The organism is Pseudomonas sp. FG36 (genome assembly GCF_057809275.1).
Genome location: NZ_JBMDJQ010000022.1, coordinates 1 through 13,916, shown reverse-complemented (window position 1 = coordinate 13,916; position 13,916 = coordinate 1). Strand labels below are relative to the sequence as shown.

Below are 13,916 nucleotides of genomic sequence, written 5' to 3'. Positions count from 1 at the left end.
AAAAGCTGTCCGCAGGAACGGCATACTGCCGCTCCCGCAGACGATGCCCTCAGTGACAGCAGCCGCTGCCATTGGCCAGGTCCTTGAGGATCGGGCAGTCCGGGCGGTCATCGCCCTGGCAGTGGGCCACCAGCTCGCCGAGGGTGTCGCGCAGGCTCACCAACTCTTCGATGCGCTGGTTCAGCGCGTCGATATGCTGCATGGCCAGGGCCTTCACGTCGGCGCTGGCGCGCTGGCGGTCCTGCCACAGGGTCAGCAGCTTGGCGACTTCGTCCAGGGAGAAGCCCAGGTCCCGCGAGCGCTTGATGAACGCAAGGCTGTGCAGGTCTTCCTGCTGGTACAGGCGATAGCCGCTTTCGCTGCGCGTGGCGGGGCGCAACAGGCCGATGGACTCGTAGTAGCGGATCATCTTGGCGCTGAGCCCGCTGCGGCGGGCGGCCTGGCCGATGTTCATGGCGCCTCCTTGTCGATGGCGGTGGGTTTCCAGGTTTTCAGCCACAGGGCGTTGCTGACCACGCTGACACTGGACAGGGCCATGGCGGCGCCGGCCAGTACCGGGTTGAGGTAGCCGAGGGCGGCCAGGGGGATGCCGACCAGGTTGTAGATGAAGGCCCAGAACAGGTTCTGGCGGATCTTCGCATAGGTCTTGCGGCTGATGTCCAATGCCGCAGGCACCAGGCGCGGATCTCCGCGCATCAGGGTGATGCCGGCGGCCTGCATGGCCACGTCGGTGCCGCCGCCCATGGCGATGCCGATATCGGCTGCGGCCAGTGCCGGGGCGTCGTTGATGCCGTCGCCCACCATGGCCACCACGCCTTGCTGCTTGAGCGCGGCGACTGTAGCCGCCTTGTCCGCCGGCAGCACTTCGGCATGCACGTCATCGATGCCCAGGGCGTCGGCCACCACCTTGGCGCTGCCACGGTTGTCGCCCGTCAGCAGGTGGCTGCTGATGCCACGCGCATGCAGCGCGTCGATGGCCGCGCCGGCGCCGGGCTTGAGGCTGTCGCCGAAGGCGAACAGGCCGAGCACGCGAGGGTGCTGGCCGCATTCGATCAACCAGGACAGCGTGCGGCCCTCGGCTTCCCAGGCCTGCGCACTGTCGGCCAGGTCGCCCGGCGGCAGATCGTTTTCGTCGAGCAGGCGACGGTTGCCCAGGGCCAGTTCACGGCCATCCACCTGGCCGGCGATGCCGCGACCGGTGAGGGACTGGCTGTCAGCAACCTGTGGCACGTGCAGGCCTTGTTCGGCGCAGGCGTCGAGTACCGCCTTGGCCAATGGGTGCTCGCTGCCGCGTTGCAGGGCGCCGGCCAGGCGTAGCAACTCGCCGTTGTCGCCGCTGCTGGCCCGGCTGTGGACGATGCGCGGGCTGCCCGAGGTGAGGGTGCCGGTCTTGTCGAACACCACGCTGTTCACCGCATGGGCACGCTCCAGTGCTTCGGCGTCCTTGATCAGGATGCCGTGACGGGCGGCGACGCCGGTGCCGGCCATGATCGCGGCGGGCGTGGCCAGGCCGAGGGCGCATGGGCAGGCGATCACCAGCACGGCGACGGCATTGATCAGGGCGGTTTCCAGTGGCGCGCCGGCCAGCCACCAGCCGACCAGGGTGATCAGCGCCAGCACCAGTACTGCTGGCACGAACACCTGGCTGACCCGGTCGACCAGCTTCTGGATGGGCGCCTTGGCCGCCTGGGCGTCCTCGACCAGGCGGATGATGCGCGCGAGCACGGTCTCGGTGCCCAGGGCCAGGGTTTTTACCAGCAGCCGGCCTTCGCCGTTGATGGCCCCACCGGTTACCGAGTCGCCAGGCGCCTTGGGCACAGGCAGGCTTTCACCGCTGATCAACGCCTCATCGGCATGGCTGCTGCCTTCGAGTACTTCACCATCGACCGGGAAGCGCTCGCCGGGTTTGACCAATACCAGGTCGCCCAGGCGCAGCTGACTGATCGCCACCTCATCCTCGCGCCCTTCGATGACTCGCACCGCCCGTTCCGGGCGCAGCGCCTCCAGCGCCCGGATGGCGCTGGCGGTCTGGCGCTTGGCGCGGCTTTCCAGGTACTTGCCCAGCAGCACCAGGGCGATGACCACCGCCGAAGCTTCGAAATACAGGTGCGGCTCCATGCCGTCGTGGGCGTTGGCCCATTGGTACAGGCTCAGGCCGTAGCCGGCGCTGGTGCCCAGGGCAACCAGCAGGTCCATGTTGCCGGCACCGGCGCGCACGGCCTTCCAGGCGGCGACGTAGAAGCGTGCGCCGAGGATGAACTGCACCGGCGTGGCGAGCAGGAACTGCGCCCAGGCCGGCAGCATCCAGTGCACACCGAAGGGTTGCGCCAGCATCGGCAATACCAATGGCAGGGCCAGCAGCAGGGCGGCGCCGACCGCCAGGCGTTCGTTGCGCAGGCGGCGTTGGGCTTGGGCCTGGTCATCGTCGGCGGTGCGCGGCAGGCTGGCGCTGTAGCCGGCCTTTTCCACCGCGGCGATCAACACGCCGTCATCGACGGCCTGCAAAACTTCGAGGTGGGCGCGTTCGCTGGCCAGGTTGACGCTGACCTGCTCGACCCCCGGCAGCTTGCCGAGGGCGCGTTCGACACGGCCGGCGCAGCTGGCGCAGGTCATGCCGCCGATCTGCAGTTCGAGGGTGCGGGTGGGGACGCTGTAACCGGCGTCGCGCACCGCGCCGACCAATGCCGGCAGGCTGTCGGCCGGCGCCTGGACCCGGGCCTGCTCGGTAGCTAGGTTGACGCTGACATGTTCGGTGCCGGTGACCTTGCGCAGGGCGCGTTCGACCCGACCTGCGCAACTGGCGCAGGTCATGCCGCTGATCGGCAGGTCGAAGGTGGTGGATGCGGGCATGGCTCTCTCCTCCGTGGATAGGCCTTCAGCATCAACCTTGCCATGCGGGCAAGGTCAATAGCCCAGGTTGGCTTGCCTCAATTCCAGGCCCTTGTGCCCTGTGGCGATGCGGTACTTCCTGATCTGCCCTGCCTGCAACGTCAGGCGCGTGCTGCGCTGGTCCTCGATACCCGGGGCGCAACCGGGCATCTGCCCGGGGAGCAGGCGCAAGCGTACATCGACAGGGCCCGGTGGCAGGTTGAACGAGGTCGATTGCTCCTGGAACAGCCGGCCGGCCAACTGATCGTTGAGGTAGATACCGATCTCGCAACTGCTGGCCACTTCCAGGCGTTCCCGGGAAATCATCAGCACGCTGTAGTCCGAGTTGCCTTCGGCGCTGGCCGGTGGCACCACGGCCAGCGCGCCCAGCAGTCCGACTAGGCTCATTGCTGCCCTGATCATGAAGAATCTCCTGCTTGCCAAAATCGTCAAAGGCGCAGCTTGGCCGAGCCGCGCAAGGATTTCCAGCCCGGCCGTTTGACGCGGAACTTGACCTTGCCCCGATGGCAAGGCTGAAAGTAGACAAAACCCACAAGGAGGCAACCCCTATGCAAGTGTTCAATGTACAAGGCATGACCTGTGGCCATTGCGTGAAAGGCGTGACCCGTGCGGTGCAGGAGCAGGACGCCGCGGCGCGGGTGGAAGTGGACCTGGCGGCGAAGCAGGTGCGTGTGGACAGTGCGCTGGCGGCGGATCAGATCCTGGCGGCGATTCGTGAAGAGGGGTATCAGGCCGAGGTGGCCTGAACGGCTGGATTGTCCAGCTAAAGCATTTCTGTAGAAGCGGGCTGCCCGGGCAAGCCCGCGTCTACAGAACTACAGGCCAATTATTACAAAGGTTTTCAACGCCCAATGATCCAGTGCAGGTAGACTAACCGACTTGCTTAGCCTGCTATGGATTCTCCATGAACCTGCGAACCTTGCTGATTCTCGGCGCCCTCAGTGCGTTCGGGCCTTTGGCGATCGACTTCTATCTGCCCGCCTTCCCGGCCATGGCCCATGCCTTCGCCACCGACGAAAAGCATGTGCAGGCGACCCTGGCCGCCTACTTCCTCGGCCTGTCCCTGGGCCAGCTTGCCTATGGGCCAGTGGCCGACCGATTCGGCCGGCGCATCCCGCTGTTGTTCGGGGTCGGCCTTTTTACCGTGGCCTCCCTGGCCTGCGCCTATGCCCCAAACCTCGACAGCCTGATCGTGGCGCGCTTCGTCCAGGCCCTGGGCGGTTGCGCCGGCATGGTGCTGTCGCGGGCAATCGTCAGTGACAAGTGTGACGCGGTGGCCTCGGCCAAGGTGTTCTCGCAATTGATGCTGGTGATGGGCCTGGCACCGATCCTCGCGCCGATGCTCGGTGGCGTGCTGGTCAATGTGTCCGGTTGGCAGTCGATCTTCCTCGCCCTGAGCCTGTTCAGCGCGGCCTGCCTGGTGGCCGTCGGCCTGGGGCTGCCGGAGAGCCTGCCGGCCCATGTGCCGCGCCAGCCCTTGTCGGGCGCGCTGCGCCAGTACCTGCGGCTGTTCGGTGACCGGGTGTTTGTCGGCCATGCGTTGACCGGCGGCATCGCCATTGCCGGGATGTTTGCCTACATCGCCGGTTCACCGTTCGTGTTCATCAAGTTGTACGGGGTGCCCGCCGAGCACTATGGCTGGTTGTTCGGCACCAACGCAGCAGGCTTCATCCTGATGGCCCAGGTCAATGCGCGCCTGCTGGCCAAGCGCGGCCCGGCGTTCCTGCTGGCGCGGGCAGTGTGGCTGTACCTGGTGGCGGCGCTGGCGCTGCTGCTGGTCGCGGCGCTGCGCCCAGCGCAGTTGTGGCCATTGCTGGTGCCGTTGTTCGTATGCATCGCCAGCCTCGGCTGCATCATCCCCAACGCCTCGGCCTGCGCCATGAGCGGGCAGGGCGCGCGGGCCGGCAGCGCCTCGGCGCTGATGGGCTGCCTGCAGTTCAGCGTCGCCGCGGGCGCGGCAGCGCTGGTCGGGGTGCTGCACGATGGCAGCGCGGTGCCCATGGCGCTGGTGATCAGCCTGTGCGGCGCGCTGGTGGTCAGTGTCGCAATGCTGACCCGCCGGCTGCAGGCCAACCGGCCTGCGTGAGCGGGTGGGGCGCGTTCAGGCGCGCCTCGAGCAGGGCGACGAATGACCGCGCCTCGGCCTCGTTGCGGAAACTCACCACATGCTGATCGAGCTGGACTTGCCAGGGGCAAGCGGGATTTCGGTTCGACGCACTGACGACAATCTTCATCGCGATCCACCTCCAGTGAGCGGGAGCGGATCTAGTGTAGCGCCGCCCCCGGTGCTCGCCATGACCAGGATCAGTCCCCTGACTGACGGTCATGGCGGCCTGAAGTAGGGAGACCTTCTGTTTTGCAGGCCAGAAGTTTTCACCGCGCCTATCGGATTTTTCCAGCGTCTTGATCATTGCCACCAGCCACGTTGCTGGCGCAGCCACAGTAGAACGGGGGCATGAGCCCTGTCTGCGGCGTAGTGCACTGACAGACGCATCTTCCAGAACGGTGCTCGGGGGGACCAGCGACGACCCATTCCGGGCCTGCCGCCCTCAAGGCGAGCCCCCTCCAGCGGCTTATACTGCCGCAGGCGCCCAATGCCAGCGTGAGATCCTTCCTGGCCTGGCGCTGACCATCCGGCACACGAACAATCCCGTGCTTGCCCGCACAGGCGGCAGGGCGTCTGCGCTTATCGCCGCCAGACGGTTCACATCAGGGAGCTTCAGTTTCATGACCGTAGTCCGCAGCATCAGTCAGGTTGCCAGCCTGATGGCCGAACCCAAGCGCAGCGCCATGTTGTGGGCGTTGATCGATGGCACCCCGCGTGCGGCGGACGAGCTTGCCGTGATCACCGGCCTGAGCACTTCCTCGGCCTGCGCGCACCTGTCGCTGCTGTCCAGTGCCGGCTTGCTCAGGCACGAGGCGCGTGGGCGCAAACGCTTCTTCCGCCTGGCAACGCCGGAGGTCGGCACCGCAGTGGAGGCCCTGGCCAGCGTCCGGTTGGCCAGCCGCTCAGCCGGGGGGCCGGGCACCTCGCTGCAAATCCCCCTGTCGATGCGCAAGGCGCGCCTGTGCGGCGACCATCTGGGCGGCGAGGTGGCTGCCGCGCTTCTGCATCGGCTGCATGCAGCCGGTTGGTTGGAGGGCAGCGAACAGCAACTGGCCGTGAGCCAGGAGGGCAAGGGGCAACTGGAGGCGCTGGGGGTATTCATCGACGCACTGGCCGCCGCCGACCGGCGTGGCTGCGTGATCTGCCACTGCAGCAAGTGGGACGATCAGGGCCCGCACCTGGGCGGTTACCTGGGCAAGGCGTTGCTAAGGTTGTTCACCCAGTCGGGCTGGGTGCGTGAGCAGGAGGGCAGCCGGGCGGTACACCTTACACCGCTCGGCCAGCAGCAGATCAACGCGATCGCCTGCCTGCCCTCGCGCCAGGCCGGTTAGCGCACCAAGCGTGCGTCCAGGCTGTTCTGCGCCAGGCGGCGTGCCTGGTCCTGGGTCATGCCCAGATGCTCGTGCAGGGCATGGAAGTTTTCGGTGACGTAGCCGCCGAAGTAGGCCGGGTCATCGGAGTTGACCGTGACCTTCACACCACGCTCGAGCATGTCGAGGATGTTGTGCTGGCTCATGTGGTCGAACACGCACAGCTTGGTGTTGGACAACGGGCAGACGGTCAACGGGATCTGCTCGTCAATGATGCGCTGCATCAGGCGTTCGTCTTCGATGGCGCGCACGCCGTGGTCGATACGCTGGATCTTCAGCAGGTCGAGCGCCTCCCAGATGTATTCGGGCGGGCCTTCCTCGCCGGCATGGGCGACGGTCAGGAAGCCTTCGCTGCGGGCGCGGTCGAAGACGCGCTGGAACTTGCTGGGCGGATGGCCTTTTTCCGAACTGTCCAGGCCTACGGCGACGAATGCGTCGCGGAAGGGCAGGGCCTGGTCGAGGGTCTGCTGCGCCTCGTCCTCGCTCAGGTGGCGCAGGAAGCTGAGGATCAAGCCACTGGAGATGCCAAGCTGTTCACGGCCATCCTTGAGTGCGCCGGTGATGCCACTGAGCACCACCTCGAACGGGATGCCCCGGTCGGTGTGGGTCTGGGGGTCGAAGAACGGCTCTGTGTGGATAACGTTCTGCGCCTTGCAGCGTTGCAGGTAGGCCCAGGTCAGGTCGTAGAAATCCTGCTCGGTACGCAGGACGCCGGCGCCCTGGTAATAGAGGTCGAGGAATTCCTGCAGGTTGTTGAAGGCATAGGCGCCGCGCAGGGTTTCGACATCGGCCCAGGGCAGCGCGACCTTGTTGCGCTCGGCCAGGGCGAACAGCAGTTCGGGCTCCAGCGAGCCCTCCAGGTGCATGTGCAGTTCCGCCTTGGGCAAGGCGTTCAGCCAGTCATACATGTGTGCAATCTCGATCAGGTACGGTTGGCCGCCATTCTACAGGGCCTGGCCGGGCAATGCGCCCATCCAGGCCTGTCACGCCGTGAATCACCAGGTGAGCGGCTCGCCTTTGTAGTTGATGAAGCGCAGGCCGCCGTTGCCGCTCTGCGCCTTGATCTGCTCGAGCATGCCACGGGTGCTGGTGAGCACGTCGATCTCGGCATTCTCGCCGCCCATGTCGGTCTTCACCCAGCCCGGGTGCATGGCCAGCACGGCAAGGTCGGGGCGCTGCAGCTCGACCACGAAGCTGTTGATCATCGAGTTGAGGGCGGCCTTGCTGGCCTTGTACAGGCAGATCTCGCCGCCGTCGGGGATCGTCACGCTACCCAGGATCGAGCTCATGAAGGCCAGCACGCCGCTGCCTTCACGCACTTGGCTGGCCAGACGTCGGGCCACGCGGATCGGCGCCACGGCGTTGGTCATGAACAGCTCGCCGATCTGCTGCACCTGCACGCTTTCCAGGTCCTGTGGCAGGGGGCCCATGACGCCGGCGTTGACGAACACCAGGTCGAACACTTCACCTTGCAGGCGCTGCTTGAGCCCGTCGAGCTGGGCGGTGTCGTTCATCTCCAGGCGCTCGATACGCACACCGGAAACCTTGCGCAGAGCGCCTGGCTGTTGCGGGTCGCGCACGGTGGCGACGACATTCCAGCCGTCTTCCTGCAGGCGTTGCACCAGCCCGAGGCCAAGGCCTCGGGAGGCGCCGATGATCAGGGCGTTCTTGTTTGTGGTCATTGCGATACTCCATATCAAAGGCGGGGCGAGCGCTGTTGTGCATGGTTTCGCTCGTCGCGCGACAACGGGGTGATTGCCCTCCACCGGGAAAGGCCTGGGTGACGAGCATAAACCAGGTACCTGGCGCTCGCCTTGTGGAGACTGATCAAAAAACGATCGATTGCCTGGAAAGCCTGTGGGAGTTGGGTCTGGCGCTGTAGTTCACGGGTTATCCACAAGCCGCTCCACAGTAATTGTGTGCAAGCGCAGCGGGCCTGAAAATGGCGGTTTGGGGGTGGGATTACATTGAAAGCTGGGGATAACTCACAGTCTTTCAGTCACTTGTGTCGGTGTCATACAAATGTGATCAAAATATGCTCAATGCTTCGCAGGCCTTGTCGCACAAGGCCTGTATCAGCTTGCCCCAAGCTTATCCACAGGCAGGCCCACAGTAGTTGTGGGCAACGCTCACTCTCGTTCCAACAGGATGCGACCGCGGCTCAGATCGGCGAGTTGCTGCTGCAGTACGTCGAGGTGGCTTTCACCCAGGGCGATGCGCAGGTCGACGCCGTTGGCGGTGAACTGCTCGTCCAGCACCACGCCGTCCACCTCAGCCAGGCGCAGCTTGAGCAGCGCCAATTCGCTGAAGGTGCAACTGCAACTGAACGCGCTGCGCTGCACCAACACACGCTTGGGTGCCTGCTGCAGGCATTTGTTGGCGCCGCCACCGTAGGCCCGGGCCAGGCCACCGGTGCCCAGCTGGATGCCGCCGTACCAGCGGATCACCAACACCACCACCTGGTCGCAGTCCTGGGCTTCGATGGCGGCGAGGATCGGTCGCCCGGCCGTGCCGCCCGGTTCGCCGTCATCGCTGCTGCGGTACTGGGCGCCGAGCTTCCAGGCCCAGCAGTTGTGGGTGGCCGCCAGGTCGCTGTGGCGTTCGATGAAGGCCATGGCCTCGGCGGGGCTGCCGATCGGGCCGGCGAGGGTGATGAAGCGGCTCTTGCGGATTTCTTCGCGCAATTCGCAGAGCTCGAGCAGGGTAGAAGGCATAAGTCCGGGTCAGGCGGGCGTGCTGATGCCGCAGCCTTTGAGAATGATGTGGATAAGATTGTTGCTGGCGTCTTCCATATCCTGTTTGGTCAGGCGGCTGCGGCCGGTGACCTGGCAGATCTGGGTGGCGAAGTCGGCGTAGTGCTGGGTGCTGCCCCAAAGCAGGAAGATCAGGTGCACCGGATCTACCCGGTCCATCTTGCCGGCGTCCATCCAGGCCTGGAACACCGCGGCGCGGCCACGGAACCATTCCCGGTAGTCGGCGCTGAAGTACTCGCTCAGGCACTCGCCACCGCTGATCACTTCCATGGCGAAGATCCGCGAGGCCTGCGGGTTGCGCCGGGAGAACTCCATCTTGGTGCGGATGTACTGGCTGAGCGCCTCGGCCGGGTCGTCCTCCACGCTCAGGGCGTTGAAGGTGCTGTCCCACAGTTCGATGATGTTGCTCAGCACCGCGATGTACAGGCCCAGCTTGTTGGTGAAGTAATAATGCAGGTTGGCCTTGGGCAACCCGGCCTTGAGCGCGATGGTGTTCATGCTCGTGCCCTTGTAGCCGTGGCGGGCGAACTCGTCCTCGGCGGCCTGGATGATGGCCTGTTCGTTCTTCTGGCGGATGCGGCCGGCGGGCTTGCCCGAGGTGGGGGAGCGATGCGCAGGGACTTCTAGGGTCATGGACGATTCCGGGCGGGTCGTTACGGATGTCCGACAGATTACCTGCCTGTGGCGAAGTGACAAGCATTAGCGTCAGGGACAGGCATCAGCGTGTCGCAGCCAGGCTCTCGAGGAAGCTTTCCAGCACCAGGTTCGGCCGCCGCCCCTTGCGCGTCACCCAGCTCAGGCCCAGGTCATAGAAGCGCTGGGCAGGCTTCAGCGCGCGCAGGCGCCCTTGCTGCACCCAGAAGCTGGCGTAGTGGTCGGGCAGGTAGCCGATGTAGCGGCCCGTCAGGATCAGGAAGGCCATGCCTTCGCGGTCCGAGGCGCTGGCGGTGCAGTGCAGGGCCTGGTAGTGCGCCTGGATGTCGGCGGGCAGGCGGAAGGTCGGGGCGATCGCGTCCTGGGCGTTGAGGCGATCGTCATCGATCTGCTGGTCGTCGGCGTAGAACAGCGGGTGGCCGACCGCGCAGTAGAGCAGCGAGCGCTCGCTGTACAGTGGCTGGTATTCAAGCCCCGACAGCGGGCTGGTCTGCGGAACCACACCCACGTGCAGGCTGCCGTCGAGCACACCTTGCTCGACCTGGCTGGGGGCGATCATGCGGATCTGGATACGCACATCGGGGCCGCGGTCCTTGAGTTCGGCCAGGGCGTGGGTGATGCGCATGTGCGGCAGGGTGACCAGGTTGTCGGTGAGGCCGATGTTCAGCTCGCCGCGCAGGTGCTGGTGCAGGCCATTGACCTCGGTGCGGAACGACTCCAGGGCGCTGAGCAGTTGCAGCGCCGAGTGGTAGACCTCGCGCCCCTCCTCGGTCAGCGAAAACCCCGCCCGGCCGCGCTGGCACAGGCGCAGGCCCAGGCGTTGCTCGAGGTCGTTCATCTGCTGGCTGATGGCCGAGCGGCCGATGCCCAGGACGTTTTCCGCCGCCGAAAAGCCGCCGCACTCGACCACGCTGCGGTAGATCTTCAATAGGCGAATGTCGAAATCGCTGACTTGGGCGAGGGGATCGGGGCGTCGGCTCATTAGTTTAGTTATCCGCTGACTGAAGGTTAGAAATGCTGGGTTTTTCGAACTTTATCGCCGTGACAACTTAGCTGCAACAACACCCATCGTTGCCTAATCGTCTTTCGAGGAACCGCCCGATGAACATGCCCGAATCCGCTCAAGCCGGTCTGGCCAGCCAGCTCAAGCTGGATGCCCACTGGATGCCCTACACCGCCAACCGCAACTTCCAGCGCGACCCGCGGCTGATCGTGGCGGCCGAAGGCAACTACCTGGTCGACGACAAGGGCCGCAAGGTGTTCGACGCCCTGTCGGGCCTGTGGACCTGCGGCGCCGGGCATACCCGCAAGGAGATCAGCGAGGCAGTGGCTCGCCAGGTCGCCACCCTCGACTACTCGCCGGCCTTCCAGTTCGGCCATCCGCTGTCGTTCCAGCTGGCCGAAAAGATCGCCAACCTGGTGCCGGGCGACCTGAACCACGTGTTCTTCACCAACTCCGGCTCCGAGTGCGCCGACACCGCGCTGAAAATGGTGCGTGCCTACTGGCGCCTGAAAGGCCAGGCCACCAAGACCAAGATCATCGGCCGTGCCCGTGGCTATCACGGGGTGAACATCGCCGGCACCAGCCTGGGTGGCGTCAACGGCAACCGCAAGCTGTTCGGTCAGTTGCTGGACGTCGACCATCTGCCCCACACCGTGCTGCCGGCCAACGTGTTCAGCAAGGGCATGCCGGAAGAGGGCGGTATCGCCCTGGCCGACGAGATGCTCAAGCTGATCGAGCTGCATGACGCCTCGAACATCGCCGCGGTCATTGTCGAGCCGCTGGCCGGTTCCGCCGGTGTGCTGCCGCCGCCTAAGGGCTACCTCAAGCGCCTGCGCGAGATCTGCAGCCAGCACAACATCCTGCTGATCTTCGATGAAGTGATCACCGGCTTCGGTCGCATGGGCGCCATGACCGGTGCCGAAGCCTTCGGCGTGACCCCGGACCTGATGTGCATCGCCAAGCAGGTCACCAACGGCGCCATTCCGATGGGCGCGGTGATCGCCACCGGCGAGATCTACCAGACCTTCATGAACCAGCCGACCCCTGAGTACGCGGTGGAATTCCCCCACGGCTACACCTACTCGGCGCACCCGGTCGCCTGCGCCGCCGGCATCGCCGCGCTGGACCTGTTGCAGAAGGAAAACCTGGTGCAGTCCGCCGCCGAGCTGGCGCCGCACTTCGAGAAGCTGCTGCACGGCGTCAAGGGCACCAAGAACGTCGTCGACATCCGCAACTATGGCCTGGCCGGCGCGATCCAGATCGCCGCGCGCGATGGCGATGCCATCGTTCGTCCGTACGAGGCGGCCATGAAGCTGTGGCAAGCCGGCTTCTATGTACGCTTCGGTGGCGACACCCTGCAGTTCGGGCCAACCTTCAACACCCAGCCACAAGAGCTGGACCGTCTGTTCGACGCCGTGGGCGAAGCCCTGAACAAGGTCGACTGATTTTTCCGATTCTGACGTCGGGCGCGTGAGTACCACGCGCCTGTCTCTACCTTCTTTATCTGGAGTTATGCATGAGCATTGTTCAGCACCTGATCCACGGCGAACTGGTCAGCAAGGGCGAGCGCACCGCCGATGTCTTCAACCCGTCGACCGGCCAGGCCGTGCGCAAGGTCGAGCTGGCCAGCCGCGCCACCATCCAGCAGGCCATCGATTCGGCCAAGGCCGCCTTCCCGGCCTGGCGCAATACCCCGCCGGCCAAGCGCGCCCAGGTGATGTTCCGCTTCAAGCAACTGCTTGAGCAGAACGAAGCGAAAATCTCGCAGATGATCAGCGAGGAACACGGCAAGACCGTGGAGGACGCTGCGGGCGAGCTCAAGCGTGGCATCGAGAACGTCGAGTTCGCCTGCGCCGCCCCGGAGCTGCTCAAGGGCGAGTACAGCCGCAACGTCGGCCCGAACATCGACGCCTGGTCCGATTTCCAGCCGCTGGGCATCGTCGCCGGTATCACCCCGTTCAACTTCCCGGCCATGGTGCCGCTGTGGATGTACCCGCTGGCCATCGCCTGCGGCAACGCATTCATTCTCAAGCCGTCCGAGCGTGACCCGAGCTCGACGCTGTACATCGCCCAGCTGCTGCTGGAAGCCGGCCTGCCGAAGGGCATCCTCAACGTCGTGCACGGCGACAAGGAAGCGGTCGACGCGCTGATCGAGGCGCCAGAGGTCAAGGCCCTGAGCTTTGTCGGCTCGACGCCGATCGCCGAATACATCTATGCCGAAGGCACCAAGCGCGGCAAGCGCGTCCAGGCCCTGGGTGGCGCGAAGAACCACGCGGTGCTGATGCCCGACGCCGATCTGGACAACGCGGTCAGCGCGCTGATGGGCGCTGCCTATGGTTCTTGCGGCGAGCGCTGCATGGCCATTTCGGTGGCGGTGTGCGTCGGCGATCAGGTGGCCGATGCGCTGATCGCCAAGCTGGAACCGCAGATCAAGGCGCTGAAGATCGGGGCCGGTACGTCTTGCGGCCTGGACATGGGCCCGCTGGTGACTGCGGCCGCTCGTGACAAGGTAGTGGGTTACATTGATGACGGCGTTGCCGCTGGCGCCAGGCTGGTGGTCGATGGTCGTGGCTTGCGCGTGGCCGGTAACGAAGATGGCTACTTCGTCGGTGGCACCTTGTTCGACAAGGTCACCCCCGAAATGCGCATCTATAAGGAAGAGATCTTCGGGCCGGTGCTTTGCGTGGTGCGGGTGAACAGCCTGGAGCAGGCCATGCACTTGATCAACGAGCATGAGTACGGCAACGGTACCTGCATCTTCACCCGTGACGGTGAGGCGGCGCGGCTGTTCTGCGATGAGATCGAAGTGGGCATGGTCGGCGTCAACGTGCCGCTGCCGGTGCCAGTGGCGTATCACAGCTTCGGTGGCTGGAAGCGTTCGCTGTTTGGTGACCTGCATGCCTATGGGCCGGACGGTGTGCGGTTCTATACCCGTCGCAAGGCAATCACCCAGCGTTGGCCGCAGCGTGCCAGCCATGAGGCGTCGCAGTTTGCCTTCCCTAGCTTGTAAGGCGCAGGGATGAAAGCGGGGCGGCCGAGAGGCCGCCCCGCTTTGTTTTGAGGTTTTGCTTTATATAACTGAAATAAAGGTTGACGGGGTTTCAGATCCCCTTATAATGCGCCCCACTTCCAGCGACATC

The 13,916-nt window shown here is 65.2% G+C and carries 14 protein-coding genes; 5 read left to right on the top strand and 9 right to left on the bottom strand.

What is annotated here, in order from left to right; all coding sequences use genetic code 11:
- Positions 1–49: 49 nt before the first annotated feature.
- From cueR to ACODS9_RS17325, 3 genes are read right to left on the bottom strand one after another with little or no spacing between them, the layout of a single operon-like run.
- On the bottom strand, positions 50–454 hold the full coding sequence (gene cueR, locus ACODS9_RS17335) for a Cu(I)-responsive transcriptional regulator (protein ID WP_023631307.1): 405 nt from the start codon (positions 452–454) through the stop codon (positions 50–52).
- A complete protein-coding gene (locus tag ACODS9_RS17330) occupies positions 451–2,850 on the bottom strand; it encodes a heavy metal translocating P-type ATPase (protein ID WP_489094359.1) in 2,400 nt (799 codons plus the stop codon). The genes cueR and ACODS9_RS17330 overlap by 4 nt, the downstream gene beginning before the upstream one ends.
- Positions 2,851–2,904: 54 nt before the next feature.
- Positions 2,905–3,291 carry a hypothetical protein gene (locus ACODS9_RS17325; protein WP_104444888.1) on the bottom strand — a complete coding sequence of 129 codons (387 nt, stop codon included), beginning with the start codon at positions 3,289–3,291 and terminating at the stop codon, positions 2,905–2,907.
- A gap of 146 nt (positions 3,292–3,437) precedes the next feature.
- Between ACODS9_RS17325 and ACODS9_RS17320 the strand changes: the two genes are divergently transcribed.
- Together ACODS9_RS17320 and ACODS9_RS17315 are read left to right on the top strand one after the other, a co-directional pair.
- Positions 3,438–3,635 carry a heavy-metal-associated domain-containing protein gene (locus ACODS9_RS17320; protein WP_023632213.1) on the top strand — a complete coding sequence of 66 codons (198 nt, stop codon included), beginning with the start codon at positions 3,438–3,440 and terminating at the stop codon, positions 3,633–3,635.
- 158 nt (positions 3,636–3,793) lie between these two features.
- Complete coding sequence (locus ACODS9_RS17315) at positions 3,794–4,975, top strand: multidrug effflux MFS transporter (RefSeq protein ID WP_046854146.1); 1,182 nt, start codon at positions 3,794–3,796, stop codon at positions 4,973–4,975.
- Here the strand turns inward: ACODS9_RS17315 and ACODS9_RS17310 are convergent.
- The gene (locus tag ACODS9_RS17310; protein WP_401112020.1) at positions 4,926–5,300 is read right to left on the bottom strand and encodes a hypothetical protein; all 375 of its coding nucleotides are present in this window, start codon (positions 5,298–5,300) and stop codon (positions 4,926–4,928) included. The genes ACODS9_RS17315 and ACODS9_RS17310 overlap by 50 nt on opposite strands.
- Before the next feature lie 316 nt (positions 5,301–5,616).
- Here ACODS9_RS17310 and ACODS9_RS17305 point away from each other — a divergent pair, with 316 nt between their 5' ends.
- On the top strand, positions 5,617–6,327 hold the full coding sequence (locus ACODS9_RS17305; RefSeq protein WP_401112023.1) for a transcriptional regulator: 711 nt from the start codon (positions 5,617–5,619) through the stop codon (positions 6,325–6,327).
- Here ACODS9_RS17305 and ACODS9_RS17300 read toward each other — a convergent pair.
- From ACODS9_RS17300 to ACODS9_RS17280, 5 genes are all read right to left on the bottom strand, one after another.
- Positions 6,324–7,274, bottom strand: coding sequence for an adenosine deaminase (locus tag ACODS9_RS17300; protein WP_401112025.1), 951 nt, complete (start codon positions 7,272–7,274; stop codon positions 6,324–6,326). The genes ACODS9_RS17305 and ACODS9_RS17300 overlap by 4 nt on opposite strands.
- Before the next feature lie 87 nt (positions 7,275–7,361).
- Positions 7,362–8,048: an SDR family oxidoreductase gene (locus tag ACODS9_RS17295; protein WP_401112027.1), complete on the bottom strand. Its 687-nt coding sequence runs from the start codon at positions 8,046–8,048 to the stop codon at positions 7,362–7,364.
- Between the two features lie 447 nt (positions 8,049–8,495).
- Positions 8,496–9,080, bottom strand: coding sequence for an IMPACT family protein (locus tag ACODS9_RS17290; RefSeq protein WP_046854150.1), 585 nt, complete (start codon positions 9,078–9,080; stop codon positions 8,496–8,498).
- A 9-nt stretch (positions 9,081–9,089) separates the two neighbouring features.
- Complete coding sequence (locus ACODS9_RS17285) at positions 9,090–9,752, bottom strand: TetR/AcrR family transcriptional regulator (RefSeq protein ID WP_046854151.1); 663 nt, start codon at positions 9,750–9,752, stop codon at positions 9,090–9,092.
- Between the two features lie 85 nt (positions 9,753–9,837).
- Positions 9,838–10,755: a LysR family transcriptional regulator gene (locus ACODS9_RS17280; RefSeq protein ID WP_046854152.1), complete on the bottom strand. Its 918-nt coding sequence runs from the start codon at positions 10,753–10,755 to the stop codon at positions 9,838–9,840.
- A gap of 119 nt (positions 10,756–10,874) precedes the next feature.
- Here ACODS9_RS17280 and aptA point away from each other — a divergent pair, with 119 nt between their 5' ends.
- Together aptA and ACODS9_RS17270 are read left to right on the top strand one after the other, a co-directional pair.
- Positions 10,875–12,221: an omega-aminotransferase AptA gene (gene aptA, locus ACODS9_RS17275; protein ID WP_046854153.1), complete on the top strand. Its 1,347-nt coding sequence runs from the start codon at positions 10,875–10,877 to the stop codon at positions 12,219–12,221.
- 71 nt (positions 12,222–12,292) lie between these two features.
- Entirely contained in the window at positions 12,293–13,786 is a 1,494-nt protein-coding gene (locus tag ACODS9_RS17270; protein ID WP_401112033.1) for a CoA-acylating methylmalonate-semialdehyde dehydrogenase, read from the top strand.
- Positions 13,787–13,916: the final 130 nt, after the last annotated feature.